The 24,806-nt window shown below is 64.5% G+C and carries 24 protein-coding genes; 7 read left to right on the top strand and 17 right to left on the bottom strand.

The window, feature by feature from the left end:
* Positions 1-138 precede the first annotated feature (138 nt).
* The 4 genes from grpE to pabB all read left to right on the top strand — a co-directional run bounded on the left by grpE (position 139) and on the right by pabB (position 6,323).
* Positions 139-726 carry a nucleotide exchange factor GrpE gene (gene grpE / locus OKW30_RS15635; RefSeq protein ID WP_090803117.1) on the top strand — a complete coding sequence of 196 codons (588 nt, stop codon included), beginning with the start codon at positions 139-141 and terminating at the stop codon, positions 724-726.
* 332 nt (positions 727-1,058) lie between these two features.
* On the top strand, positions 1,059-3,008 hold the full coding sequence (dnaK, locus tag OKW30_RS15630; RefSeq protein WP_184067307.1) for a molecular chaperone DnaK: 1,950 nt from the start codon (positions 1,059-1,061) through the stop codon (positions 3,006-3,008).
* Between the two features lie 270 nt (positions 3,009-3,278).
* Positions 3,279-4,418 (top strand): molecular chaperone DnaJ, encoded by a 1,140-nt coding sequence (gene dnaJ, locus OKW30_RS15625; protein ID WP_184067310.1) that lies wholly within the window; start codon positions 3,279-3,281, stop codon positions 4,416-4,418.
* A gap of 18 nt (positions 4,419-4,436) precedes the next feature.
* Entirely contained in the window at positions 4,437-6,323 is a 1,887-nt protein-coding gene (gene pabB, locus OKW30_RS15620) for an aminodeoxychorismate synthase component I (protein ID WP_429347061.1), read from the top strand.
* Between the two features lie 47 nt (positions 6,324-6,370).
* Here pabB and panB read toward each other — a convergent pair whose 3' ends face one another.
* From panB to OKW30_RS15585, 7 genes are all read right to left on the bottom strand, one after another.
* On the bottom strand, positions 6,371-7,186 hold the full coding sequence (panB, locus tag OKW30_RS15615; RefSeq protein WP_184034424.1) for a 3-methyl-2-oxobutanoate hydroxymethyltransferase: 816 nt from the start codon (positions 7,184-7,186) through the stop codon (positions 6,371-6,373).
* A gap of 37 nt (positions 7,187-7,223) precedes the next feature.
* Positions 7,224-7,904 (bottom strand): deoxynucleoside kinase, encoded by a 681-nt coding sequence (locus OKW30_RS15610; RefSeq protein WP_429347060.1) that lies wholly within the window; start codon positions 7,902-7,904, stop codon positions 7,224-7,226.
* A complete protein-coding gene (gene folK, locus OKW30_RS15605) occupies positions 7,901-8,443 on the bottom strand; it encodes a 2-amino-4-hydroxy-6-hydroxymethyldihydropteridine diphosphokinase (RefSeq protein WP_090803125.1) in 543 nt (180 codons plus the stop codon). The genes OKW30_RS15610 and folK overlap by 4 nt, the downstream gene beginning before the upstream one ends.
* Before the next feature lie 51 nt (positions 8,444-8,494).
* A complete protein-coding gene (pcnB, locus tag OKW30_RS15600) occupies positions 8,495-10,111 on the bottom strand; it encodes a polynucleotide adenylyltransferase PcnB (RefSeq protein ID WP_429347059.1) in 1,617 nt (538 codons plus the stop codon).
* On the bottom strand, positions 10,108-10,794 hold the full coding sequence (locus OKW30_RS15595) for an HAD family hydrolase (protein ID WP_429347058.1): 687 nt from the start codon (positions 10,792-10,794) through the stop codon (positions 10,108-10,110). Before OKW30_RS15595 ends, pcnB begins: the two co-directional genes overlap by 4 nt.
* Positions 10,787-11,539, bottom strand: coding sequence for a DnaA regulatory inactivator Hda (hda, locus tag OKW30_RS15590; protein WP_090803130.1), 753 nt, complete (start codon positions 11,537-11,539; stop codon positions 10,787-10,789). Before hda ends, OKW30_RS15595 begins: the two co-directional genes overlap by 8 nt.
* Before the next feature lie 74 nt (positions 11,540-11,613).
* On the bottom strand, positions 11,614-11,817 hold the full coding sequence (locus tag OKW30_RS15585; protein WP_184067323.1) for a hypothetical protein: 204 nt from the start codon (positions 11,815-11,817) through the stop codon (positions 11,614-11,616).
* Here OKW30_RS15585 and purM point away from each other — a divergent pair.
* Positions 11,816-12,883, top strand: coding sequence for a phosphoribosylformylglycinamidine cyclo-ligase (purM, locus tag OKW30_RS15580; protein WP_429347057.1), 1,068 nt, complete (start codon positions 11,816-11,818; stop codon positions 12,881-12,883). The two genes, OKW30_RS15585 and purM, sit on opposite strands and share 2 nt — an antisense overlap.
* 126 nt (positions 12,884-13,009) lie before the next feature.
* Here the strand turns inward: purM and miaA are convergent, their stop codons facing one another.
* Together miaA and mutL are read right to left on the bottom strand one after the other, a co-directional pair.
* On the bottom strand, positions 13,010-13,951 hold the full coding sequence (gene miaA, locus OKW30_RS15575; protein WP_184067329.1) for a tRNA (adenosine(37)-N6)-dimethylallyltransferase MiaA: 942 nt from the start codon (positions 13,949-13,951) through the stop codon (positions 13,010-13,012).
* 47 nt (positions 13,952-13,998) lie between these two features.
* Entirely contained in the window at positions 13,999-16,104 is a 2,106-nt protein-coding gene (gene mutL / locus OKW30_RS15570) for a DNA mismatch repair endonuclease MutL (RefSeq protein ID WP_429347056.1), read from the bottom strand.
* A 194-nt stretch (positions 16,105-16,298) separates the two neighbouring features.
* Between mutL and OKW30_RS15565 the strand changes: the two genes are divergently transcribed.
* Complete coding sequence (locus OKW30_RS15565; protein ID WP_184067335.1) at positions 16,299-16,970, top strand: VTT domain-containing protein; 672 nt, start codon at positions 16,299-16,301, stop codon at positions 16,968-16,970.
* 123 nt (positions 16,971-17,093) lie between these two features.
* On the opposite strand, the gene OKW30_RS15560 is transcribed toward OKW30_RS15565, so the two are convergent.
* The 4 genes from OKW30_RS15560 to OKW30_RS15545 all read right to left on the bottom strand — a co-directional run bounded on the left by OKW30_RS15560 (position 17,094) and on the right by OKW30_RS15545 (position 20,702).
* Positions 17,094-17,912 carry a mechanosensitive ion channel family protein gene (locus OKW30_RS15560; RefSeq protein WP_184067338.1) on the bottom strand — a complete coding sequence of 273 codons (819 nt, stop codon included), beginning with the start codon at positions 17,910-17,912 and terminating at the stop codon, positions 17,094-17,096.
* Positions 17,913-18,105: 193 nt separating this feature from the next.
* Positions 18,106-18,480, bottom strand: a complete 375-nt coding sequence (locus OKW30_RS15555) for a hypothetical protein (RefSeq protein WP_429347055.1) — start codon at positions 18,478-18,480, stop codon at positions 18,106-18,108.
* A 170-nt stretch (positions 18,481-18,650) separates the two neighbouring features.
* Entirely contained in the window at positions 18,651-19,901 is a 1,251-nt protein-coding gene (locus tag OKW30_RS15550) for an ISL3 family transposase (RefSeq protein WP_429347054.1), read from the bottom strand.
* 141 nt (positions 19,902-20,042) lie between these two features.
* A complete protein-coding gene (locus OKW30_RS15545; RefSeq protein WP_184067344.1) occupies positions 20,043-20,702 on the bottom strand; it encodes a hypothetical protein in 660 nt (219 codons plus the stop codon).
* A 730-nt stretch (positions 20,703-21,432) separates the two neighbouring features.
* Here OKW30_RS15545 and OKW30_RS15540 point away from each other — a divergent pair.
* Positions 21,433-21,756 (top strand): hypothetical protein, encoded by a 324-nt coding sequence (locus tag OKW30_RS15540; RefSeq protein WP_429294532.1) that lies wholly within the window; start codon positions 21,433-21,435, stop codon positions 21,754-21,756.
* Positions 21,757-21,816: 60 nt separating this feature from the next.
* Here the strand turns inward: OKW30_RS15540 and OKW30_RS15535 are convergent, their stop codons facing one another.
* The 4 genes from OKW30_RS15535 to OKW30_RS15520 form a co-directional block, all read right to left on the bottom strand.
* The gene (locus OKW30_RS15535) at positions 21,817-22,881 is read right to left on the bottom strand and encodes a hypothetical protein (protein ID WP_429347053.1); all 1,065 of its coding nucleotides are present in this window, start codon (positions 22,879-22,881) and stop codon (positions 21,817-21,819) included.
* 100 nt (positions 22,882-22,981) lie between these two features.
* Positions 22,982-23,710, bottom strand: a complete 729-nt coding sequence (locus OKW30_RS15530) for a TonB family protein (RefSeq protein WP_429347052.1) — start codon at positions 23,708-23,710, stop codon at positions 22,982-22,984.
* Position 23,711: 1 nt separating this feature from the next.
* Positions 23,712-24,110 (bottom strand): ExbD/TolR family protein, encoded by a 399-nt coding sequence (locus OKW30_RS15525; protein WP_090803146.1) that lies wholly within the window; start codon positions 24,108-24,110, stop codon positions 23,712-23,714.
* 2 nt (positions 24,111-24,112) lie between these two features.
* The gene (locus OKW30_RS15520; protein ID WP_184067356.1) at positions 24,113-24,802 is read right to left on the bottom strand and encodes a MotA/TolQ/ExbB proton channel family protein; all 690 of its coding nucleotides are present in this window, start codon (positions 24,800-24,802) and stop codon (positions 24,113-24,115) included.
* Between the last annotated feature and the right edge of the window lie 4 nt (positions 24,803-24,806).

The raw sequence follows: 24,806 nt of genomic DNA, 5'->3' as shown, positions 1-24,806 counted from the left end.
TTTTTCAGGCCCCATCTGGGGTCCGGTCTGGCGGATCGGCGCGAAGACGCGTGTCGCGATTTTGCAAAGCATGAATCGTACTGTGTCGGAACGGCTTGCACCGCCTTTGGCTTTTACTTTTTAACGACTTTCAGCGACATGGAAAACACGCAAGAGAACCCGACGAGCCAGAATCCCACGCCCGCCGACGAAGCCGCGCGCCAGGCCGCCGAGGCGGCCGGGGCCGCTGCTCAACAGCCGGACACCGGCGCCCCCGCGGAACCCGCCCAGGGTGCCGCCGAGCAGGCGCTGGCCGACGCTCAGGCGAAGATCGCCGAGTTGCAGGAAAGCTTCCTGCGCGCGAAGGCCGAAACCGAAAACGTGCGTCGGCGCGCTCAGGAAGACGTCGCCAAGGCGCACAAGTTTGCGATCGAGAGCTTCGCCGAGCATCTGCTGCCGGTGGTCGACAGTCTCGAGGCGGCCGTCGCCCATTCGTCCGACGACTTGCAGAAGGTCCGCGAAGGCGTCGAGCTCACGCTGCGGCAGTTGAGCGGCGCGCTCGAGAAGGGTCGAGTCGTGGCGATCAATCCGGTCGGCGAAAAGTTCGATCCGCATCGTCATCAGGCCATTTCGATGGTGCCGGCCGACCAGGAGCCGAACACCGTCGTCGCGGTGCTGCAAAAGGGCTTTGTGATCGCGGATCGCGTACTGCGTCCCGCGCTCGTGACCGTCGCGGCGCCGAAGTAATCACGTCGACACTCGCTCAGGGCGTTTGCGCCGGTGGCGTCTGCTGCGTCGCTTCGCATCGCTACGTGCCGCAAAGGTCCGATCGATTCAGGCACCTCCGGCGAACCACGCCGGGGGCGCCGCGCAGACTGACGGAGCGGGCTCGCAGCGAAGATTCAGGCGCCTCGCCCCCTGATTGAAAAAAATTAAAGACCGCATCGCAAAAGAGGTCTTGAAAACGATGCGGCCGCACTTATTTTGAGTGCAGGTATGAATTGAGAGCGGATCGTCCCGCCGCCAGATGGGTCAACCGGGCGCTTTCCGCAGCGATCAAAGTCAGGAGATTTGTAAAAATGGGCAAAATCATCGGTATCGACCTCGGCACGACCAACTCGTGCGTGGCGATCATGGAAGGCAACTCGGTCAAGGTCATCGAGAATTCGGAAGGCGCGCGCACCACGCCGTCGATCATCGCTTACATGGATGACAGCGAGATCCTGGTCGGCGCGCCGGCCAAGCGTCAGTCGGTCACGAACCCGAAGAACACGCTGTTCGCGGTCAAGCGCCTGATCGGCCGCCGCTTCGAAGAGAAGGAAGTGCAGAAGGACATCGGCCTGATGCCCTACAAGATCATCAAGGCCGACAACGGTGACGCGTGGGTCGAAGTGCGCGACCAGAAGCTCGCGCCGCCGCAAATCTCCGCCGAAGTCCTGCGCAAGATGAAGAAGACCGCGGAGGACTACCTTGGCGAGACCGTCACGGAAGCCGTGATCACGGTGCCGGCGTACTTCAACGACAGCCAGCGTCAGGCAACCAAGGACGCCGGCCGCATCGCCGGTCTGGAAGTCAAGCGGATCATCAACGAACCGACCGCCGCGGCTCTCGCGTTCGGTCTGGACAAAGCTGAAAAGGGCGATCGCAAGATCGCGGTGTACGACCTGGGCGGCGGTACGTTCGACGTGTCGATCATCGAAATCGCGGACGTCGACGGTGAAATGCAGTTCGAAGTGCTGTCCACGAACGGCGATACGTTCCTCGGCGGCGAAGACTTCGACCAGCGCATCATCGACTACATCATCGGCGAGTTCAAGAAGGAGCAGGGCGTCGATCTGTCGAAAGACGTGCTCGCGCTGCAGCGCCTGAAGGAATCGGCTGAAAAGGCCAAGATCGAGCTGTCGTCGAGCCAGCAGACCGAAATCAACCTGCCGTACATCACGGCGGACGCATCGGGTCCGAAGCACCTGAACCTGAAGATCACGCGCGCCAAGCTGGAAGCGCTGGTCGAAGACCTGATCGAACGCACCATCGAGCCGTGCCGCGTCGCGATCAAGGATGCGGGCGTGAAGGTCGGCGAAGTCGACGACGTGATCCTGGTCGGCGGTATGACCCGTATGCCGAAGGTGCAGGAAAAGGTGAAGGAGTTCTTCGGCAAGGATCCGCGCCGTGACGTGAACCCGGACGAAGCCGTGGCCGTTGGTGCCGCGATCCAGGGCCAGGTTCTGTCGGGCGACCGCAAGGACGTGCTGCTGCTCGACGTGACCCCGTTGTCGCTCGGCATCGAAACGCTCGGCGGCGTGATGACGAAGATGATCAACAAGAACACGACGATCCCGACCAAGCACGCGCAGGTCTACTCGACGGCTGATGATAATCAAGGCGCCGTGACGATCAAGGTGTTCCAGGGCGAACGCGAAATGGCAGCGGGCAACAAGCTGCTCGGCGAGTTCAACCTCGAAGGCATTCCGCCGGCACCGCGCGGCGTGCCGCAGATCGAAGTGAGCTTCGACATCGACGCGAACGGCATTCTGCACGTCGGCGCGAAGGACAAGGCGACCGGCAAGGAGAACCGCATCACGATCAAGGCGAACTCGGGTCTGTCCGAAGCCGAAATCGAGAAGATGGTGAAGGACGCCGAAGCGAACGCGGAAGAAGATCACAAGCTGCGTGAGCTGGCCGACGCCCGCAACCAGGGTGACGCCCTCGTCCACAGCACGAAGAAGGCGCTGACCGAGTACGGCGACAAGCTCGAAGCTGGCGAGAAGGACAAGATCGAAGCCGCGTTGAAGGACCTCGAAGACGCGCTGAAGAGCAACTCGAGCGACAAAGCCGCGATCGAAGCGAAGATCGAAGCGGTGGCCACGGCCTCGCAGAAGATGGGCGAGAAGATGTACGCCGACATGCAGGCTGCGCAAGGTGCCGAAGCGGCGGCGGGCGCGGCGGGCGGTGCCGGTGCATCGGCGGGTGCGAGCCAGCAGGCCGACGATGTGGTCGACGCTGACTTCAAGGAAGTGAAGAAAGACTAAAGCCAGGTCGGCATCCGACCGTAAAGCCGTGCACAGCAATGTGCGCGGCCCGGCTGCACGAGAACGGCGCCCCCGGGGGCGCCCAAAGTGCAAGAGCGGTTTTCGCGCCTGGCGAGCCTTTTTGGGGCTCTCCGGGCACGTTCGTTTTATGGAGGGCGTTGTTTTGAACCGTGCCCTGGCGCGGCGCAGACAGCGGCCGGACGAGTCGTGAGACTCCACAGCATTCACAAGGAGCTACCGCGTCGCTTTGCGCGGCGGCGTTGAACCGATATGGCGAAACGGGATTACTACGAGGTTCTGGGCGTCGCAAAGAACGCGAGCGACGACGAAATCAAGAAGGCTTATCGCAAGCTCGCGATGAAGCACCACCCCGACCGCAATCCGGGTCACAAGGATGCGGAAGAGCATTTCAAGGAAGTGAAGGAAGCCTATGAAATGCTGTCGGATTCGCAAAAGCGCGCCGCGTACGATCAGTACGGTCACGCGGGCGTCGATCCGAACATGGGTGGGGCCGGCGCGCAAGGTTTCGGCGGCTTTGCCGATGCATTCGGCGACATCTTCGGCGACATCTTCGGCCAGGCGGCCGGCGGCGGCGCACGCGGAGGCGGCCGCGCGGGCCCGCAGGTGTATCGCGGCGCCGATCTGCGCTACAGCATGGAAATCACGCTCGAGCAGGCCGCACACGGCTACGACACGCAGATTCGCGTGCCGAGCTGGGTTTCGTGCGAAGTCTGCCATGGCTCGGGCGCGAAGCCGGGCACCAAGCCGGAAACCTGCCCGACCTGTAGCGGCTCGGGTTCGGTGCGCATGTCGCAGGGCTTCTTCAGCATCCAGCAGACTTGCCCGAAGTGCCACGGCACCGGTACCTACATCCCCGAGCCGTGCAATCACTGCCACGGCGCGGGTAAGGTGAAGGAAACCAAGACGCTCGAAGTGAAGATCCCGGCCGGTATCGACGACGGCATGCGCATCCGCTCGGCCGGCAACGGCGAACCGGGCATCAACGGCGGTCCGGCGGGCGATCTGTACGTCGAGATTCATATCAAGCAGCACTCGGTGTTCGAGCGTGACGGCGACGATCTGCATTGCCAGATGCCGATCCCGTTCACTACCGCGGCGCTCGGCGGCGATATCGAGGTGCCGACGCTCGCCGGTCGCGCCAGCTTCACGGTGCCGGAAGGCACGCAGTCCGGCAAGACGTTCCGTTTGCGCGGCAAGGGCATCAAGGGGCTGCGTTCGAGCATCGCCGGCGATCTGTACGTACACGTGCAGGTTGAAACGCCGGTCAAGCTCACCGAAGCGCAGCGCGATCTGCTCAAGCAGTTCGAAAAGGCGCTCGTGGAAGGCGGTTCGCGGCATAGTCCGCAAAGCAAGAGCTGGTTCGATCGCGTAAAGAGCTTTTTCGATTGATTTGATTCGGCGGTCAGTATGACGGTGGACAGTCGCGGCGCGGCGTTCGCGCTGCTCGACGATTGCGGTGCAACGGCGGCGCTTCCGTCGAGCCGCTTGTACACGGGTTTCGTGCGCGAGCGGGTCTGCACGGAGGCGGCGCAGCTCGAAGCCGTGTGCGACAGCGTTGCGGCGGATACCCGGAGCGGTTTGCACGCTGTTGTGCTCGCCGATTATGAATTTGGCCGCGCGCTGATGGGTTTCGATGCGCGCCGATCTTCTGAAACGCAGCGTGGCAATGCCACGCTGCGTTTTTTATTGTTCGAACGTTGTGCGAAGCTTTCGCGCGACGAGGTCGACGCGTGGCTGACGGCGCGGGACAACGGCGCTTTCGAGCCGTCGGTCGCGGGCACCGCGAACGTGCGCGAGAGCGTCGATCGCGCCGAGTTCGACGCGGCGATCGACGCGATTCACGCCGCCCTGCGCGCGGGCGATTCCTATCAGGTCAACTACACGTACCGCCTCGGCTTCGACGTGTTCGGCTCGCCGCTCGCGTTCTATCGGCGGTTGCGCGCGCGCCAGCCCGTGTCGTTCGGCGCGCTGATCGCGTTGCCGGACGATGCGTGGGTGCTGTCGTGTTCGCCCGAACTATTCGTCGAAAAGCACGGCCCGACGTTGCGCGCGCGGCCGATGAAGGGCACGGCGCCGCGCTCGCAAGATCCTGCCGTCGACCGGGGTAACGCCGAGTTCCTCGCGACCGATCCGAAGAACCGCGCCGAGAACGTCATGATCGTCGATCTGTTGCGCAACGATCTGTCGCGAGTCGCGCGGATCGGCTCGGTCAGCGTGCCGGCGTTGTTTTCGGTCGAGCCGTATGCGTCGGTGTGGCAGATGACGTCGACTGTCGAGGCGACGTTGCTCGACGGCACCTCGTTCGCGACGATCCTGCGCGCGCTGTTTCCCTGCGGCTCGATTACCGGTGCGCCGAAGCATCGCACGATGCAGTTGATCGACGAACTGGAAAGCACGCCGCGCGGGCTCTATACCGGCGCGATCGGCTGGCTCGATGCGCCGGGCGATGATCACGATTGCGGCGACTTTTGCATGTCGGTCGCGATTCGCACGTTGACGTTGACTGCGTCATCGGCGTCAGACGGTGGCACGAACGGTCTGCGCGGCAGCATGGGCATCGGCGCGGGCATCGTGCTCGACAGCGTGGCCGCCGACGAGCACGAGGAGTGTCGATTGAAAGCACGTTTTCTGATGGGCGCCGAGCCGGGTTTCGAACTGTTCGAAACGATGTACGCGACGCGGGAAGACGGCGTGCGGCACGTCGAGCGGCATCTGCGGCGCTTGTCGTCGAGCGCCGCGACGCTTGGCTTTGGGTTCGACGAAGCGCGCATTCGCGGGGAGATTTCAGCGCGGTGCGCCACGCTCCCGGCGCAGATGCCGCATCGAATGCGGCTTGCTTTGAGCAAGAGCGGGGTGACCCAGATCTCGGCCGCGATACTTGCGCCGTTGGCGGATGCGGTCGTTGGTGTTCTGCTCGGCCCCGAAGCGCAGTTCGCGCCGACCCACGCCGCCGATCCGCTGCTGCGCCACAAGACCACGCGCCGGGCAGACTACGACCGCGGCTGGCGCGAAGCCGAAGCGAAGGGCGCCTTCGATACGCTGTTTTTCAACGAACGGGGCGAACTGACCGAAGGCGGCAGGTCGAACGTGTTCGTGAAGCTCGCGGGACAATGGTGGACGCCGCCGCTCGCGTCAGGCGTGCTGGCGGGTGTAATGCGAAGCGTGTTGCTCGACGAGGCGTCGGGCTTGCGGGCAGGTGAAAAAGTGCTGACGCGGGCGGATGTGCTGAACGCCGAAGCGCTGCTCGTGTGCAACGCGTTGCGCGGCGCGGTGCCGGCACGGCTTGTTGGTTAAAGCACTGAAAAATACGGGATGCCGCGCGCTCGCGCGGCAATGAAGCATCAGAACGTGTGCTCGGCGCCGGGAAACGTGCCGTCCTTTACCGCCCGCACATACGCCTCGACGGCCGCCTGAATATTCGGCTGTCCCTGCATGAAATCCTTCACGAAGCGCGGTCGCTTGCCAGGAAAAATCCCGAGCATGTCGTGCAGCACCAGCACCTGACCCGAGCAGCCGAGGCCCGCGCCGATACCAATCGTCGGAATGCGCAGCTGCTGCGTGACCTCGCCCGCGAGTTGCGACGGGATCGCTTCCATCACGATCAATTGCGCGCCGGCTTCCTGCACGGCGAGCGAATCGCGCAGCAGCTGGCTCGCGCCCGCTTCGGTCTTGGCCTGCACCTTGAAGCCGCCGAACGCATGCACCGACTGCGGCGTGAGACCCACATGCGCGCACACCGGAATCGAGCGCTCGACCAGAAACCGCACCGTGTCGGCGAGCCATTCGCCGCCTTCGAGCTTGACCATCTGCGCGCCCGCGCGCATCAGTTCGACCGAGCTCCTGAATGCGTCTTCGCGCGTGCCGTAGGTGCCGAACGGCAGGTCCGCGACGATCAGCGCCGACGGCCGCGCGCGCGCGACGCTCGCCGTGTGATACGCGATGTCGGCAAGCGACACCGGCAGCGTGGTCGCCTGGCCTTGCAGGACGTTGCCGAGCGAGTCGCCGATCAGCAGCACGTCGACGCCCGCGCGATCGAGCAGCGCGGCGAAGCTCGCGTCGTAACAGGTGAGCATGGCGATTTTTTCGCCAGCGTCGCGCATTGCCTGCAGTTTCGGCACGGTGATCGCGCTCCGGCTCGCTTCCTGCAAATAAGTCATGGTCAATCCAGTGAAAAAAATGAACTAGCCGCGCCGCTTACAGCGACGTGGCTTTGACAAAGAATTCCTTGCGGCCGCGCATCGTCTCGATGCGTTCGGCGAGCAGCGCAAGGTCCGCGTCGGAGTCGAGCGGATTCAGGTGTTCGGCGTTGACCGTCAGCACGGGCGTGCGGTCGTAGTGGTAGAAGAATTCGTTGTACGCGTCGCACAGCGCGCGCAGATAGGCATCGGAAATCTGCAGCTCCATCGGCACCGCGCGCTTCTGGATGCGCGCGAACAGCACCTCCGGGCTCGCCTGCAGATAAACGACGAAGTCCGGCTCCGGCGCGCTGACGTCGAGCCGCACGGCAAGCGCGCGGTACAACTGCCACTCGTCTTCCTGCAAGGTCAGACGCGCGAAGATGTCGTTTCGCTGCGTAATGAAGTCGGCGATCAGCGGCGTGCCGCTCGCCTGCGCGGCGCTGACTTCCTGCGCCTGCTGCGCGCGTTGCAGCGCGAAGTGCAACTGCACCGGTAGCGCATAGCGCGTGGTGTCGCGATAGAAGCGTTCAAGAAACGGATTGTCTTGCGAGCGTTCGAACAGTTCGCGCATCGACCAGCGTTGCGCGAGGCGCCGCGCGAGTGAGGTTTTGCCGACGCCGATCGGCCCCTCGATCGCGATATAGCCGAACGGCGGGCGCAGCTGCGGCGCGGTGACCGTGAGCGGCGGCGAACTCATTCGCAACGGCCTTTCTCGGCGGAATTGCCGGTCAGCGCATTGAGCATCGGGCACTGGCAGGGCGACTTTACTTTCTCGATGCGCTGATCGCTCACGCTGTCGAGCAGCGCGGCGGCCCGGCCATGCAGCGGAATGACGATCGCCGCGTCGATCTCGACAAGCGGCACCAGCGCAAACGCGCGCTCGACGAGGCGTGGGTGCGGCACGATCAGATCGGCTTCGTCGATCGATTGATCGCCATACAGCAGGATGTCGAGATCGAGCGTGCGCGGCGCATTGCGGAACGGCCGCTCACGGCCGAACTGATGCTCGATCTTGTGGCACAGCGCGAGCAGATGCCGTACGGGGAGCGTCGTTTCCAGCTTCACGACGCAGTTGAAATAGTCGTCGCCGCCCGCGTCGATCGGGGCAGTACGATACAGGCTCGATTTGGCGAGCACGGTGATGGTGTGCTGTTGTGCGAGGCACACCACCGCGTCTTTCAGGGTCTGGCGCGCGTCCCCGAGATTCGCGCCGAGGCCGAGATAAGCAACCGTCATGGCATAACTTCCTGCAGCTATCGTTTTGACGGCTTTTCCGCGAACGCCGCGTCAGTCTTCGTGCGAGCCTTCGAGGCCCGCGTCGTTGTCCGTGCGTTCGGCGGACGAGCCGCCCTCCACTCCGTCACCTGATTCGCGGCTTCTGGCGCCACCGCGCCGCCGTCGTTTTCTTGGGCTCCGGTCCTTCCCGCCTTGCGTGAGCAATGTCTCGCGCGCGGTGACGTCTCCTTCGATGAACTCCGTCCACCACGCGCCGACCGACTCGTCGAGTTCGCCCGATGCGCAGCGCAACAGGAGGAAATCATACCCCGCTCTAAATCTTTGGTGTTCGAGCAGCTTCAGCGCGCTGCGCCCCGAGCGTTTTTCGAGGCGCAGCTGCAGGCCCCAGATCTCGCGCATGTCGGCCGAGAAGCGCTTGTGGATCGCGAGCTTTTCGGTCTGCATGTCGAGCACTTCGTCCATCGCGCGATGCAGCGCGGGCACCGGATACTCGCCTTCGGCCTCGAACTTCTGCCAGCGCTGCTGCACGTCGTGCCACAACAGCGTCGCGAACAGGAAGCCCGGCGACACCGGCTTGCCGGCGAGCACGCGTGCATCTGTGTTAGAGAGTGCCAGAGAAATGAATTTTTCGCCGGTCGGCTGCTCGAGCACGACGTCGAGCAGCGGCAACAGCCCGTGATGCAGGCCTTCCTGGCGCAGCCGCGTCAGGCACGCGAGCGCGTGACCCGACAGCATCAGCTTCAGCATTTCGTCGAACAGACGCGCGGCGGGCACGTTGTTGATCAGATCGGCCATCTTCTCGATCGGCGCGCGCGTGGCGTCGTCGATGTCGAAGTCGAGCTTGGCGGCGAAGCGCACGACGCGCAGCATGCGCACCGGATCCTCGCGATAGCGCGTGGCCGGGTCGCCGATCATGCGCAACAGGCGCGCGCGCATGTCGGCCATGCCGTTGTGGTAGTCCAGTACGGTTTGCGTGGCCGGATCGTAGTACATCGCGTTGATCGTGAAGTCGCGGCGCGTGGCGTCCTCGTGCTGCTCGCCCCACACGTTGTCGCGCAGCACGCGGCCGCTCGCATCGACCGCGTGGGTGCGGCGGTCGAGCTCGTCGCGCTTCAGACGCTTCGGCGGCGGCGCGTCGGCCGCGGGCGGATCGACCAGCGCGCGGAACGTCGAGGTTTCGATGATTTCCTGGCCGAACTGCACGTGCACGATCTGGAAGCGCCGGCCGATGATGCGCGCGCGGCGGAACAGCTTCTGCACCTGTTCGGGGGTCGCGTCGGTCGCGACGTCGAAGTCTTTCGGCTTGACGCCGAGCAGCAGGTCGCGCACCGCGCCGCCGACGATGAACGCACGGAAGCCCGCCTGTTGCAGGCCCTCGGTCACGCGGATCGCATTGCGCGAGATCAGCGTGGGGTCGATGCCGTGCACGTCGTGCGGAATGATGACGGGTACGTCCGGCTCGCGCGGCGCTTGCGCGGCAGCAGCGGCACCTGCGGACTTGCGGCGCGGCCGCGCGGCCGTGCCGGAAGCGGTCGTGCCGGATACGGACTTGCCGCGCGCCGGCGGCTTGTCATTGGCATTGCCGTCGACGCTGGCGGCGGCGGAGAGCGTGTCGTCAGCGGTCGCCGTGTCCTGGCCGAATAGCTTGCGGATGAGTTTCTTGATCACGAGGGTTGGAAGAGTTCGAGGATGCGCCAGCCTTTGGCCTGCGCATGGGCGCGCAACGTGTCGTCCGGATTGGTCGCGATGGGATCGGTGACTTTTTCGAGCAGCGGGATGTCGTTGTGCGAATCGCTATAGAAATAGCTGTGCTCGAAGTCGCTCCAGCTCTTGCCGAGCGACGCGAGCCACATTTCGGTGCGCACGATCTTGCCTTCCTTGTAGCTCGGCGTGCCGGTGGGGCGACCGGTGTAGGCGCCGTGCGGCTCCCCGTCGACGGTCTCCGCCTCGCACGCGATCAGCGTGTCGACGCCGAACGCCTGCGCGATCGGCCGCGTGATGAACTCGTTGGTCGCGGTGACGACGCAGCACAGGTCGCCCGCTTCACGATGCTGTTTCACGAGTTCGAGCGCCACCGGCTGGATGGCCGGCGTGATGACCTCGTGCATGTACTGCGCGTGAAAGTCCGCGAGCTGCGCGCGTGTGTACTTCGCGAGCGGCGTCAGCATGGCGATCAGATAAGCGTGAATGTCGAGCTTGCCGGCCTTGTAATCGGCGTAAAAGCGATCGTTTTCACGGGCGAAATTTTCGGCGTCGACCATGCCTTTTTTCACCATGAAGCGGCCCCATTCGTGGTCGCTGTCGGTGGGAATGAGCGTGTGGTCGAGATCGAAGAGTGCAAGGTTAGCCATGGGCGCCTATTTTACTTGAAGCGGGAAGAGCGGCGTGTGAACCGGGCGCGGCGGCGGGGTCGGGCGACGCGAGCATCGTGCGCAACAGCGGCAGCGTGACCGCGCGTTTCTGTTCGAGCGAGAAGCGGTCGAGCGCGTCGAGCAGCGCCATCAGGCTCGGCATGTCGCGGCGAAAGTGCGTGAGCAGGTAGGCCGGCACGTCGTCGGCGAGCATGATGCCGCGCTCGCGCGCCGCGCGTTTCAACACCGCGGCCTTCGCGTCGTCGGGCAACGGCGCAAGGTGAAACACCAGTCCCCAGCCGAGGCGCGTGCGCAAATCTTCGCGCACCGTCATGCCGATCGGCGCCGCGTTGCCCGCGGCGACGAGCGCGCTGGTCGGATGAGCGCGCACTTCGTTGAACAGGTTGAACACGGCGATCTGCTGCGCGGCCGACAGCGCGTCGCAGTCGTCGATCGCATAGAGCGCGACGCGCGGATCGAAGCCGAAGGCGGCGAGGCTGCTTTGCGGCCCGGCGAAGCGCGCATGCCCCGGCGGCGCTTCGTGCACGAGCGCCTGCAGCAGGTGCGTGCGGCCGCTGCCGGCTTCGCCCCAGATGTAGAAAGTGCGATCGGCGACCGGTCCGGAGGCGAGCGCGTCGTCGAGCTCACGCAGGCGCGTGACCAGCTCGGCGTTCGCGCCGGCGAAGAAATTGTCGAATGTCGATGGCGGCGGGGTGCCGAGATCGAGCGTCAGTTGACGAAGCACAGTAGGTTAATGCCGAAAATGAGGCTCAGGCCGCAAGTGGCCCGGACCTCGGGGCCTGGAAGGTTGCCAGGCGCTCAGTTGTCGTGAAGCGTGCTCGCCGGGTCGTGAGGCCGCGCGTCGCGAAGCACGGCTGGCGCAATTGCGCGGGTCGGCGGCGCCGGAATCGGGGTGTCGTGTTGCAATGTCGTTTCCAGGATATCGTCGGAACGCGTGAATTCCAGCCAGGCGACCAGCATCGGGTAAAATCGCATTTTACCGACCTTCGAGCTTTTCCCCATGAATCAACCGAAATCCGCCGAGCATTCAACCGATTCGGCCCAAGGTTTGTCGTATCGCGACGCCGGCGTGGACATCGATGCGGGTGACGCCCTCGTCGACGCCATCAAGCCCTTTGCCAAGAAGACCCTGCGCGACGGCGTGCTGGGCGGTATCGGTGGATTCGGCGCGTTGTTCGAAGTGCCGAAGAAGTACAAGGAACCGGTGCTCGTGTCCGGCACCGACGGCGTCGGCACCAAGCTGCGTCTCGCGTTCCTGCTGAACAAGCACGACACGGTCGGCCAGGATCTGGTCGCGATGAGCGTCAACGACATCCTCGTGCAGGGCGCCGAGCCGCTGTTCTTCCTCGACTATTTCGCCTGCGGCAAGCTCGACGTCGGCACGGCGGCGACCGTCGTGAAGGGCATTGCGCACGGCTGCGAGCTGTCGGGCTGCGCGTTGATCGGCGGCGAAACCGCGGAAATGCCGGGCATGTACCCGGACGGCGAATACGACCTGGCTGGTTTCGCGGTCGGCGCGGTGGAAAAGAGCAAGATCATCGACGGCAGCAAGATCGCGTCGGGCGACGTGGTGCTCGGGCTCGCGTCGAGCGGCATCCATTCGAACGGCTTTTCGCTCGTGCGCAAGATCATCGAGCGTGCCAATCCCGATCTGAACGCGGACTTCGACGGCCGCACGCTCGCCGACGCCTTGATGGCGCCGACGCGCATCTACGTGAAGCCGCTGCTCGCGCTGATGCAGCAGATCGAGGTCAAGGGTATGGCGCACATCACGGGCGGCGGCCTGGTCGAGAACATTCCGCGCGTGCTGCGCGAAGGCCTGACGGCCGAGCTCGACCATCGCGCGTGGCCGCTGCCGCCGCTGTTCTCGTGGCTGCAGAAGCACGGCGGCGTCGCCGATGCGGAAATGCACCGCGTGTTCAACTGCGGTATCGGTATGGCGGTGATCGTGTCGGCCGCGGATGCCGAAGCGGCGATCGGTCTGCTGTCCGCGGCGGGCGAGCAGGTCTGGAAGATCGGCACGGTCCGTGAAAGCGCAGCGGGTGAAGCGCAGACGGTCGTGGTCTAAAGATTGACGCGGGCTCGCGTGGCGTGCCGCAATGGTGCGCCGCGCGGGCCTCGAATCCTTCTTCACATTTTCCGCTTCAAATTCCCGCTTTACGTCCCTCCGATTCCCCCAACGCTGATCGGCGCCTCAAACCAGCGTTTCGATCAACTCCACCACCCGCGCCGTCGCGTGCGGATCGCAGCAATCCACCACCTGTCTTTCCGGCATGCTGCGCAGCCACGTGAGCTGCCGCTTGCAGAGTTGCCGCGTCGCGAAGACGCCCTTGTCGCGCATGGTCCGATAGTCGACCGCGCCATCGAGGTATTCCCACACCTGCCGATACCCGACGCAGCGCATCGACGGCATCTCGGGCAGCAGGTCGCCGCGCGCGCGCAGCTTCACCACTTCATCGACGAAACCGTGCGCGAGCATCGAATCGAAGCGCTGCTCGATGCGCGCGTGCAGCACGCCACGCTCGGACGGCTCCAGCGCGACCGGCACGAAGCGTGCCGATGCGGCGTCGTCGGTGCGCGCGGGCGCGGCGAGCAGCGTCGACATCGGCTGGCCGGTCAGCATGAACACTTCCAGCGCGCGCTGGATGCGCTGCGAATCGTTCGGCGCGAGACGCGCGGCCGTGACCGGATCGAGCGCGGCGAGCCGCGCGTGAAGCGCCGGCCAGCCGTCGCGGGCGGCGTCGGCGTCGAGCCTCGCGCGTACTTCGGCATCGGCGGCGGGCAGGTCGTTGAGGCCCTGCGTGAGCGCCTTGTAGTAAAGCATCGTGCCGCCGACCAGCAGCGGCAGCCGCCCGCGCGCATGAATTTCTCCGACGAGCCGCAGCGTATCGGCGCGAAACTGCGCGGCCGAGTACGAGTCGGCCGGATCGACGATATCGATCAGATGATGCGGCGCGACCGCGCGTTCTTCCGCGGTCGGCTTCGCGGTGCCGATGTCCATCTCGCGATAGACGAGCGCCGAGTCGACGCTGATGATTTCGACCGGCCGCCGCGCGGCGAGCGCGAGCGCGGCGGCGGTCTTGCCGGACGCGGTCGGGCCGAGCAGGCACGGGATGGGGGTAGGGTGTGACGTCATGGGCAAGCGGGCGCGCGGCGCAACGGTGTGATCGAAACGCAGCGTCGTTACTGCCCGCGCATGAACAGCCGATCGAGATCGGCCAGCGTCAGCTGATACCAGGTCGGACGCCCGTGGTTGCACTGATCGGCGCGCTCGGTCGCTTCCATCTGGCGCAACAGCGCGTTCATTTCGTCGAGCGTCAGACGCCGGTTCGCGCGCACCGCGTGATGGCACGCGAGCGTGCCGAGCAGTTCGTGCTGCCGCTCGGTCAGCACGCGCGAGCCGCCGAATGCATGCAGGTCGGACAGCACCGCGCGCGCCAGCGCTTGCAGGTCGGCGTCCTTCAGCAAGGCGGGGACCGCGCGGATCGCGAGCGTGGTCGGCGACAGCACCGCGAGGTCGAAGCCGAGCGCATCGAGCGTATCGCGCTCTTCCTCGACCGTGCCGATTTCGACCGGATCGGCCTGCATCGTCTGCGGGATCAGCAGCGGCTGCACGGCGATCGCGCGGTCGGCGAGCGCGCTCTTGAACTGCTCGTACAGGATGCGCTCGTGTGCCGCATGCATGTCGACGATTACGAGCCCTTGGCGGTTCTGCGCGAGCACGTAGATGCCGTGGATCTGGCCTAGCGCGAAGCCGAGCGGCTGGTCGTCGGTGGCGTCGAATGCGGGGGAAGCCGGGCGCGGCGCGAACGGCGCTGCGTCGTATGGCGACGTCGCGTCGGTTGCGGAGTCGCGCGCTTCGAACAGCGACGCGCCTTCGACCCGGCCGGCAAGCGGATCCTTGCGGCCGAACAGCGCGTCGTAACCGGCGAGCGGTTGCGCGACCGGCAGCGTGCCTTGCGTCATGCGTGCCTGGCGCATCCACGTATTGCCAGGCTGCGAGGCGCCCGGGGCGCCGAAGCTGCTGAAGCCGCTGCCGCCGCCAAGGCCGCCGCGGCTTCCCGCGCCGAAGCCCGCGCCGCTCGAAAGACCGGCGCCCGCGCCAATGCCGTCGGCTACGCCGCTCGTGACACCCGGCGGCGTCGAACCAGATGAAGCCGGTCCACCGGCCGACGGTTCCAGGTGCGCCGCATGCCCGCCCGCCGTCGTTTCAGGCGACGCGCCCGCGTGCCGGGCGAGCGCGCGCTGCACCGCATGGAACACGAACTGGTGGATCGAGCGCGAATCGCGGAAACGCACCTCGATTTTCGACGGATGTACGTTCACGTCGACGCCTTCGGGCGGCAAATCGAGGAACAGCACGTACGACGGATAACGCTCACCGTGCAGCACGTCTTCATACGCGGCGCGCACCGCGTGCGTGAGCAGCTTGTCACGCACGAAGCGGCCGTTGACGAAGAAATACTGTTGATCGGCGCGACCGCGGCTCGCGGTCGGCAGACCGGCGCAGCCGTAGATCGCAAGCGGACCGGCGGATTCGCCGAGCGGCAGATGGGCGGTCGCGAACGTCTCGCCGAGAATCTTCGCAACCCGCGCGGGCGGCTCGCTCGCGTTCCAGTGCTCGACGGCCTTGCCGTTGTGCAGCACCGAGATCGCGACGTCCGGCCGCGCGAGCGCGGCGCGGCGGATCTGTTCAAGACAGTGGCCGAGTTCGGTCTGTTCGCTTTTCAGGAATTTGCGGCGTGCCGGGGTGTTGAAGTACAGCTCGCGGACTTCGATCGTCGTGCCCTGGGTGCCGGCGGCGGGACTCAGCACGCCGGTTTCCGCGTCGATGCGCACCGCGTGCGGCACATCTGCGGTGCGGCTCGTGATGCTCATCTGCGCGACCGACGCAATCGACGCCAGCGCTTCGCCGCGGAACCCGAGCGTCGCGACCGCTTCGAGCTCGGCAAGCGAGCGGATCTTGCTGGTCGCATGGCGCGTCAGGGCGAGCACGAGTTCGTTCTCGGGGATGCCGCAGCCGTCGTCGGTGATCGAGATGCGTTTGACGCCGCCTTCGTCGAGCAGGATGCGCAGCGTCTGCGCGCCCGCGTCGAGCGCATTCTCGAGCAGCTCCTTGACTACCGACGCCGGCCGCTCGACCACTTCGCCGGCGGCGATCTGGCTGATCAATTGATCGGGGAGCGGCCGGATGGTGCGCAACGGACGCGGCACGGGCGCTGCGCGGGAGGCGTCGGAAGGTGCGGCCGCGGCCGCGGTGCCCGCAGGCGTTTCGGAGAATTCGGACATGGCGAAATTATAGCGACTCGGCGCACGCCGCCCGCGCAGACGCCCAACCAGCAGATTTTCATTCGACCCGAGGCACTTTCGGTATCATGTCGCGGTCAATTCGCAGCGGTCGGCCCGCCGCTTGCTGCGCCTGTTGCAGGGTCGCGCGGCGGCCGTTTTCCCTCTACGCATACACTGGTTTAAAAGGACGTTCCTTGGATACGCTGCTACATTTCGCCAATCTTGTCCTGCACATCGACAAGTTTCTCGGAGACTTCATTCAGGTGTACGGTGCCTGGGTCTACGCGGTGCTGTTCGCGATCGTGTTCGCCGAAACCGGGCTCGTGGTGCTGCCGTTTCTGCCGGGCGATTCGCTGCTGTTCATCGGCGGCGCGTTCTGCGCGAGCGGGCAGATGCATCTCGGACTGCTGATCCTGTTGCTGCTGGTGGCGGCGGTCTCGGGCAATACGACCAATTATCTGATCGGCCGCGCGATCGGACCGCGCGTGTTCAATACGCACATTCCGGTGCTCGAGCGCTTTCTCGATCGCGCCGCGCTGCAGAAGACGCACAACTTCTATGAGAAACACGGCGGCAAGACGATCGTGCTCGCGCGTTTCATCCCGGTCGTGCGGACGTTTGCGCCATTCGTCGCGGGCGCGTCGTCGATGACGTGGAGCCGCTTCCAGATGTTCAACGTCGTCGGCGCGCTGTTGTGGGTGCTGCTGCTGACACTGCTCGGTTATTTCTTCGGCAACATCCCGTTCATCCGTCAGTATCTGAACGTGATCGTGCTGGTCGGTATCGGCGCGGCGATCGTACCGATCGTGCTCGGCGCGCTGTGGAAGATGCTGCGCAAGAATGGCGCGAACGCGAGTACGCGTTGATGACGAGTTGTTTGCTGTATTTCGGGCCTTGAAAACACGAAAGGCGTCGTGAATCTCGCGACGCCTTTTTTCATGCCGCCATGCCGACGACCCGTGTCGGGTGCGCGCGGAGGTTCGATCAGATCAATCGCGCGTGATCGCGCGCGGTGCGAGTGGCGTTTCCGGCGTCGGATAGCCGGCTTCCTTGAAGGTCTGAACGATCGCGCGATTGGTGTCGAAGTAGACCTGCCAGTAGTTCTGGTTGGACGAGTAAGGGCGCACGCACAGCAGCGGTCCTTCTGGCGTGAAGCTCAAGACCTCGATATCCGGCGCGGGGTTTTCGGCCACGTTCGGAATCTTCGCGACGGCGGCTTTCAAGCGCGCGATCGCATCGGTCGGATCGACGCCATTGGCGATCTTCGCGGTCAGCTCGACGCGCCGGAACGGCAGCACGCTGTAGTTCGAGATCGTGTCGGAGAAGATCTTGTTGTTGCCGATGATGGTCGTCACGTTGTCCGGCGTCACGATCGTGGTGCCGAACAGGCCCAACTCCGTGACGGTGCCGGTGACGCCCGCGGCCATGACGAAATCGCCGACCTTGAACGGCCGCAGCACCTGCATGAACACGCCGGCCGCGAAATGCGCGAGCAGGCCGCCCCATGCAGTACCGATCGCGAGGCCGAGGCCGGCGAGCAACGCGGCGAACGACGTCGTCTGCACACCGAAGATTTCCAGGATCGCGAGGACGAGCAGCAGGTTCAGCAACCCGGCGAGAATCGACGCGAGGTAGTGGGCGAGTGTCGGGTCGACCCGGCCGTTGCGTGCGAGCAGCTTGCGCGACAGGTTGGAGATCAGCCCGATGATCCAGCGGCCGACGAGCCACAGCACGATTGCGCCGATGACCTTGGTGCCGATGTCGATGCCACGGGTCATGATGAATGCACGTACGGTTTCGATATCCAAGATGTTTCCTCGTTATAGGTTGCCATCAACGGATTGAACGACGGTGGTGCCATGACCCACAACGCGCGGTCTTCGGGAGTTATAGCCGACGGCGCCCGCATGCGCAAGGACCGTTCCTGCCCTGCTCGCGGCGGCAATATAGCGATGAAACATGGCGGGGCGTACGTGAAAAGCCGGTCGGGGCGTGCCGGGCTCACATGCGCAGCCGCGATTCGGAGTACGGTGACGTCTGGATGACAACCGCGTTGTCCGGGTCGCTTTTCACGCCGCGCCGGCGCCTCGATATCCGATGCCACGTGAACGCGATCACGATCGTGAGCGCATACGCGCCAGCACGCTGAAGAAACGACGTCGGCAGGGCGAATTGTCCATAGCGGTTCTGCGCGTCGGCGAACACGACAAACGTCAACAAGCCGTCGAGCACGCACGCGGCCAGCGCGATCACGACGAAAATCGCAGGGCCGCTCAGCGCGGCACCCGACCCGAACCGGTTATACAGTCGACAGGCCATCGATACGATGGCGAACAAGGCGAGGTTCGACAGCAGATCGAACAGAAAGGTGGTCATTATCGGTTCAATGAAAAAGCAATGGGCCGTGGGGTTGCCGGAACGTATGCTGGCGCAAGGTTCAGACATGCTCCGCTGATTCGGCGGCGATCATTGCATATCTTTTCATCTCGATAAATAACCAGAAAAAGCGAAGGTCGTATCGCGCTTTCTTTCGTTTGTTTTTTGGTTCATCCGACTTTCGTGTGGGTCACGACAGGCGGATATAGATCGAGGCCGCCGCAGTGGAAATAGACGGCGATCTTGAAATGGTCGGGATTGCGATAGCCGCAGGCGCGCTTTTGGACGGTAGCGATCTTGGAGTTCAGGCCTTCTGCGACGGCATTGGTGATGCGATGGGCGAAGTAGGTCAATACGTTGGGCAGGTGGCGAGCGATCAGCCTGGCAGCCGCGATCATCGGTGCCAGGCGGCTGTGTGTTGCCCAGAAGTACCAGCGCTTCCAGAACTTCGTTGCCCATGTGGCAGAAGTGTAGTTCCACAGCGCCCGCAGCGCCTCCTTGAGCGCCCAGGCCCGGCCCGTCTTCAGTTCCGCGTTCCTGAGAGCGTCAAAGCGTTGTCTGGCCTTGTCCGTCATATTCTCTGGATTGGTCAGCCACAGGTACTTGCTCTGGACCAGTGTTGCGTTGCCCGCCTTCATCAGCGCCTTGTGTTCCTGCTTGCGGACCTTGTCCACCGCGTCGAGCACATGGCGCATGATGTGAAAGCGATCGAAGACCATCTTCGCGTCTGCGTCCGGAAGCTTCTCGCGGCAGGCATTGATGAACGGCGGCCACATGTCCAGGCTGATCGCGTCCACGTTCTCACGGTACGACGGCGGGAAGGCGTCGAAGTAGGCGCCAAGGCTCGCCTCCTTGCGCTCGTCACCAATATATTCGACCGTCGATTCCTTCAGGTCGCAGACCAGTGTCATGTAACGGTGCCCCTTGGCAATCGCCTTCTCGTCGACACCCAGCAGCGTCGGCATGGTTATGCCCCTGGTTGCCCGGCCGCGCACGACCGCACGTGTCATCACGCCCCAGGCTTCATCCCAGGTGATGCGCAAAATCTCGGCTGCACGCTTGATATTGGCCGCGAGCAGCACGTCGATAGCCAGCGCCTCGAACAGATTCGTAAAGCGGCTGCCCGGCTGCGACCAGGGAAGCGTCACTTGCCGCACGCCATGCTCGGGGCACGACACGCGCGGCGGCCGTGCATGCAGGTAGGTCAGGAACTGACAGCTGTCCAGGTGGCGCCATCCCCGCTCGGCAAGGTGATCATAGACGCCCAGTTCGCGCCCGCATTCCGGGCACGCAAACCGCTCCCCCAGCCCGTGTCCGACATGGACCTCAACGTGTTGATGCGCCATGTCCAATTCGACCCGCTCCACCGTCCAGGGCGCCGTCAACCCAAGCAATTGTCGGTACAACTCCACGCTGTCCATCGCATCCTCTGCTGCCAGACCATGCGCGACAGCGTACTACCGACCCACAGAAGTGTCTGAAGAACCTGTTTTTTTATGCAATCGGAATGTGAAAAGTCCTTCGCAATTTATAGTACTGCGACGGTTTCCGTGCGCTGCGCCTCAGAAGCGATAAGAAATGCCGAGCTGCAACGTCGGATACCATCGATAAGGCGAGGCCTTATCGCGCAGTTGCTGCAATCCGGTGTCGATGATCTGCTGACTCATCTCCGGTCCCGCGGCCTGCGACAGCGCCGGCGACAGTGTGTACGAGGATTTCGGAATGCCGTAGGCGACACCGAGATCCACCACGAGCCCCCAGCCTTTGGCTCTCGGGTGCAAGCCATAGCCGATGCCAAGGTAGGGCATCGCAGTCGGGTATCGGGCGGTCGCCGTCGCGTACTCGCCAGGAAAGGCCGGTGAGGCTTTGCCCTCGAATACGTACATGCCGTTGGTCGGAACCGAGTTGCCGCTGACTTCGTTGTCGGTCAGACGCAGGCCCGCTGTCACGCGAAAGCCGGTGCCGGCCCACGGAAAGAAATCGCCGTAGAGACCGCCCTGACGCAGCCGTATGCCGTCTTCGTAGCGATTGCCGCCAACCTCGAAGTTGTGCGACAAATTGATCGCGTTGAAGTCCGCGTGCACGCCGAACCGCGACGTGACGCTCCACGCCGCGCCAACCCCGATGCCCAGCGTGCCGCCTTGCAGATAGACCTCCTGCGCATGCGACGTTTCGATCAGACACGGCAAGGCCACTACCCAGATTACCTTTCCAGCTTTCATGGGTACCCCTGAGCGGCGGGCAGCCCGATCGTTGCGGGACGCGCTCGCCGTTTTGTCGTTTCTTCTTTGTTGCTCTCTTTGTCGCGAACGCTCTAAGGCGTCGTGAAGCGATCATGCGAGCAGAGGGCGTAGACGGTCTGTGAGGTGGCGAACCATACGGTCAAATGAATGGGGTCGGAGTGCGCGACGATGTCGCCGCGTCGCCATCCAGTTCGAGCGACGGCAGATGTCAATCGCGGGGCCTTGGCGAGGAGCGCCGCCTCGCTTTGGGTGTGGCCGGTCGGTAAGGAAGCTTAGGGAACTGCGCATCGCCGATGACGCTTGCCCACGCCTTCATCCAGCAGGTGGCGAGTGTCTTTTCAGCTTCTGTCTCAGCGCGCATAAGGCGGTTCGTGGCAAGACGCAAACGAGCCAACGCATATTCCTTGCGTGTGGATTCCCGCCGCAAAAGCGAATGATTCTTCTGCATGCCGGCCACCGAAAAGTCAGCGAGAAGCGTGGCAAATTAAATCGGGCCGCATTGCATCGTACCCGACGAACGGCCGCGCGGCGCAAGCGACGGACTGCTGTCGAGTAAGGATTCGCTGGGGCGTCGCGTCGCAACACCTGCCACTGTGGTGAAAACGACAAATCAACCTTGTTTAATTTTGACAAGTCGCGCCGTGCGTTTATCCGTGCGACGATGAAATCGTCAATGTTTCTGACATGAAGATCCAGTTACGGGGGCTCCATGAGTAGCATTCCGCTTATCTGGGCAGCGGTGCCGCACAACAGCGACGGTGTTGTCTTTCAGATCCGGCTTGGCCGCGGACTTCAGCGTTTTCACGTGTCGCGGCGCGTGCTCGAGGATGTGTTCGAGCTCCAACGAAAAGCGTCCGACGCGCGCCAACTCGAATTCTTCTATGTGCACGAGCAGCGCATCCTCGCGCGCGCCAGCGCAAAGCGTGCGACGGCCTGCTCGGCCACCGTTTCACTACGGGCCGCCGATTTCGGCGTGTCGAACGACAGCGAGCGCTGGGCGGCGCCGAGCGGCGTCGCGCACGGCCTCATCTAGGCGAACCGATGTTTGACGCGCCGCCGCGATCAACGGGCGGCCGTGCGTCGATGCCACGCGTCAGCGTGCCTTGAGCTGTGCCTCGAGCACTTCGAACGTACCGGGGATGACCGTCGCGCGCGGATGAGAATTGGCAGCCGTGGCCGGGTCGGCCGCGCCGAACTTCGACGACACCAGATAGATCCGGTGCTGCTGTTCATCGAGCGCCATCGTTTTCGCGCCTTCCAGCGTTGGCATGTTCTGCGCGACCGTGTAATGGTCCGCATCGTCTTCATGCACGATCGTCAGCGTGCCGTCCGCGCCGTTCGAACTGAACGCGAGCTTCAAAACCGGATCGAAAGCCGCCGCGTCGGGGTGACCCCCTATCAGCACCTCGGCCACGCGACGGCCCGACGTCGTATCGACGATCATCATGCGGTGATTGGCGCAAACCGAAAACAGGCGCTCGCTCGCCGGATCGATCGCGAGTCCGGTCGGCGACTCGCACCGTGCGAGTGGCCAATGCGCCAGCACTGTCGCGGACCGACCGTCCATCTCGACGATCTCGGCGCGATCTTCCACATTGACGAACACGTGCCCGTGGCTGTCCGCCGCGAGCGCCTCCGGCTTGCCGCCCACGCTCATCGTGGCGACCACCTTGCGCGTCGCGACGTCGATTGCGCTGACGCTGCCGTCGTGGCCATTGCTCACGAAGACGCGCCGCAAGGCCGGCACGTAGAGGATGCCGTCCGGGTCGGGGCCCGCGGCCTTGATGCTGTCGACGACCTTGAGTGTGTCGAGATCGACGACGCTCACCGTATTGGCGCGGCCGTTGGTGACGAAGCCGAGCTTGAGGTCCTCCACGAACGCGAAGCCGTGCACGCCGTCGGTGTTGGCGATCTCGCCGACCGGTTTGCCGGTGCGCGTATCGATCACCTGCACGTGCGTGTCGCGGCTGATGAAGAGGTGCTGGCGAACAGCGTCGTACGCCACGTAATCCCAACGCTCGCCGCCTTCGAGGCCATAGCGTTTCGCGATTTCGAATTGATCGGCGTTGGCGCCCGTCGCCGCATGGACGTTCGACAGCGCGAGCAGGGAAGCGACGCCGCCGGCGATCAAGGCGGACAGGATATTTTTCAGTTTCACGTTGAGTAGATTCTTATTGGTACTGCGGATGGATTGGGAAGAGGGACGCCATTCCGGTGGGCGGATGACGTCCCTCGTGCGGTTGGGCGTTAGCGGATCATCATTCGTGGTCGTCGAGTTTGAAGTCGACCCACACTTGCTCCGAGAGCGTTTTGCCCACGAATGCGGACTCGGGTTTCGGATAAGCGGCGTCGCGCACGGCTGCGAGCGCTGCGCGGTCCAGCAGTCCGATACCGCTCGACACCACGACGCTGAGGTCGGACACGACGCCGTCGCGATACCGGAACGCGACGCGTGTGCGGCCCGTCATGCCAGCCATGCGGGCCGATTCGGGATAGCGCAGCGCGGCCTGAATCGCCGCGCGCAGCGCACCCTCGAAGCTTGGCGTAGGCGCGGCTGCAACCGGCGCCGCAGCGGTTGCGGGCGGTTGCCGCGCGGGCTGAGCTGGCGGTTGCGGCGCGGGCGCGGATGGCGGCTCGGTCGGTGTCGCCGCGGGCTGCACCGGCACCGGAGTCGGCACGCGCTTCGGCACCGCGGCCGTCACGGGCTTCGCGGGCGTGTGCGCAGCATGGCGCACGGGTACGACCGGCCGCGCGGGAGGCGGCACGGGCTTCGCAGGCGGCTGCGGCGGTTGCGGCGCGGGAGCCGGCGCCGCCAGCGTCAGCAGCGTTGGCGGCGCTTCATGCGATACGGAAGACACCCGGGTCGTATGCGTGAGCAGCGCAATCGTCGCGCCGAGCACCAGCGCTTCCGCGACGAGCGCGATGGCGGCGGCCGGCAATAGGCGCGTTCGTTCCTGCACGATCCCGGAGGCGGGTACGGTTGCCATATCAGTTCGCCACGGGCTGCGCGGCGAGCGCGATTTGCGATACACCCGCGGCGCGGCACGCGTCCATCACCGAGACGAGGTGCTGGATCTGCGCCTGCTTCGAGCCGGCAATCGTCACGACCGTATGCGCGACGTCCGTGCGGGCGGCGAGCAGGGTGGTCAATTGCGCAAGGCTCAGCGTGCGGCCGTCGACCGACAGACTGCCGTCGGTCGCGAGCGTTACCGTGACCTGCGGCGGCGGCAGCGCTTGCGCCGTGGCGCTCGACGGCAGCTGCGAGCGCAGCCCCGCGTTCGGGATCATGTGCAGCGTGATCATGATGAAGAACACCAGTAGGAAGAACATGATGTCGATCATCGGGATGATCTCGATGCGCGCCTTTCGCGCCTCGAAATACTTCATCGTCAGACTCCCTGCGAGGCGAATTTGCCGACCACCGGGCGCGGCACTTCATGCACCGGCTTGAGCGACTCATGCGTTCTGGCCGCAAGCCGGTTCACGAGCGCCGCCTTCACGGTTTCGAGCTGATGGACGACGCCTCTTACGCGGTTGTGCAGGCCGTTGAAGAACACGAGGCCGATCATCGCGACGAACAGACCCGACGCCGTAGCGATGAGTGCCTCGGCCACGCCGCCCGTGACCTGGGTCGGTGCGTTGCCCGGATTCGACAGCACCTGGAACGCGTTGAACATACCGACGATCGTGCCGAACAGACCGAGCAACGGCGCGAGCGTGACGATCGTGTCGAGCACCCACAGGAAGCGGTCGATGTTCGGTGCTTCGCGCATGATCGCTTCGTCGAGACACGCATCGAGCTCATCGCGCGACGTCTGACCGGCAAGCCGGCCGGCGACCTTCAGCAGGCTCGCCATCGGCAGCGCCTGAAACTGTTCGGCGCATGCCGTCAGCGAGGCGGCGTTCAGTTGTTCGAGGCGGTCGATCTGGTCGAGCACCGCGCGGCTGCCGCTCGATGCGCGCTGCAGGAACCACGAGCGCTCGATGATGATCGTCAGGGCAACGAACAGCATGGCGGCAATCACATACAACACGCCACCGGAATTGTTCGCGAGGTGCAGCAGGTTATCGACAGTCATGAAA

Source organism: Paraburkholderia sp. Clong3, from assembly GCF_050436485.1.
In the GTDB taxonomy this organism is placed as follows: Bacteria; Pseudomonadota; Gammaproteobacteria; order Burkholderiales; family Burkholderiaceae; genus Paraburkholderia; species Paraburkholderia tuberum.
The sequence above is the reverse complement of the archived record's forward strand: the minus strand, read 5'-3'. Positions and strand labels throughout refer to the sequence as shown.

Excerpts from the sequence above, each read along its gene's own strand:
- OKW30_RS15545 (WP_184067344.1), bottom strand. The coding sequence starts at position 20,702 with ATGAAAGCTGGAAAGGTAATCTGGGTAGTGGCCTTGCCGTGTCTGATC.
- OKW30_RS15555 (WP_429347055.1), bottom strand. The coding sequence starts at position 18,480 with ATGACCACCTTTCTGTTCGATCTGCTGTCGAACCTCGCCTTGTTCGCC.
- panB (WP_184034424.1), bottom strand. The coding sequence starts at position 7,186 with ATGACTTATTTGCAGGAAGCGAGCCGGAGCGCGATCACCGTGCCGAAA.
- OKW30_RS15610 (WP_429347060.1), bottom strand. The coding sequence starts at position 7,904 with ATGAGTTCGCCGCCGCTCACGGTCACCGCGCCGCAGCTGCGCCCGCCG.
- pabB (WP_429347061.1), top strand. The coding sequence starts at position 4,437 with ATGACGGTGGACAGTCGCGGCGCGGCGTTCGCGCTGCTCGACGATTGC.
- OKW30_RS15585 (WP_184067323.1), bottom strand. The coding sequence starts at position 11,817 with ATGGGGAAAAGCTCGAAGGTCGGTAAAATGCGATTTTACCCGATGCTG.
- purM (WP_429347057.1), top strand. The coding sequence starts at position 11,816 with ATGAATCAACCGAAATCCGCCGAGCATTCAACCGATTCGGCCCAAGGT.
- OKW30_RS15530 (WP_429347052.1), bottom strand. The coding sequence starts at position 23,710 with ATGGCAACCGTACCCGCCTCCGGGATCGTGCAGGAACGAACGCGCCTA.
- dnaK (WP_184067307.1), top strand. The coding sequence starts at position 1,059 with ATGGGCAAAATCATCGGTATCGACCTCGGCACGACCAACTCGTGCGTG.
- OKW30_RS15595 (WP_429347058.1), bottom strand. The coding sequence starts at position 10,794 with ATGGCTAACCTTGCACTCTTCGATCTCGACCACACGCTCATTCCCACC.
- OKW30_RS15525 (WP_090803146.1), bottom strand. The coding sequence starts at position 24,110 with ATGAAGTATTTCGAGGCGCGAAAGGCGCGCATCGAGATCATCCCGATG.
- grpE (WP_090803117.1), top strand. The coding sequence starts at position 139 with ATGGAAAACACGCAAGAGAACCCGACGAGCCAGAATCCCACGCCCGCC.
- OKW30_RS15550 (WP_429347054.1), bottom strand. The coding sequence starts at position 19,901 with ATGGACAGCGTGGAGTTGTACCGACAATTGCTTGGGTTGACGGCGCCC.
- folK (WP_090803125.1), bottom strand. The coding sequence starts at position 8,443 with ATGACGGTTGCTTATCTCGGCCTCGGCGCGAATCTCGGGGACGCGCGC.
- miaA (WP_184067329.1), bottom strand. The coding sequence starts at position 13,951 with ATGACGTCACACCCTACCCCCATCCCGTGCCTGCTCGGCCCGACCGCG.
- mutL (WP_429347056.1), bottom strand. The coding sequence starts at position 16,104 with ATGTCCGAATTCTCCGAAACGCCTGCGGGCACCGCGGCCGCGGCCGCA.
- OKW30_RS15540 (WP_429294532.1), top strand. The coding sequence starts at position 21,433 with ATGAGTAGCATTCCGCTTATCTGGGCAGCGGTGCCGCACAACAGCGAC.
- OKW30_RS15520 (WP_184067356.1), bottom strand. The coding sequence starts at position 24,802 with ATGACTGTCGATAACCTGCTGCACCTCGCGAACAATTCCGGTGGCGTG.
- dnaJ (WP_184067310.1), top strand. The coding sequence starts at position 3,279 with ATGGCGAAACGGGATTACTACGAGGTTCTGGGCGTCGCAAAGAACGCG.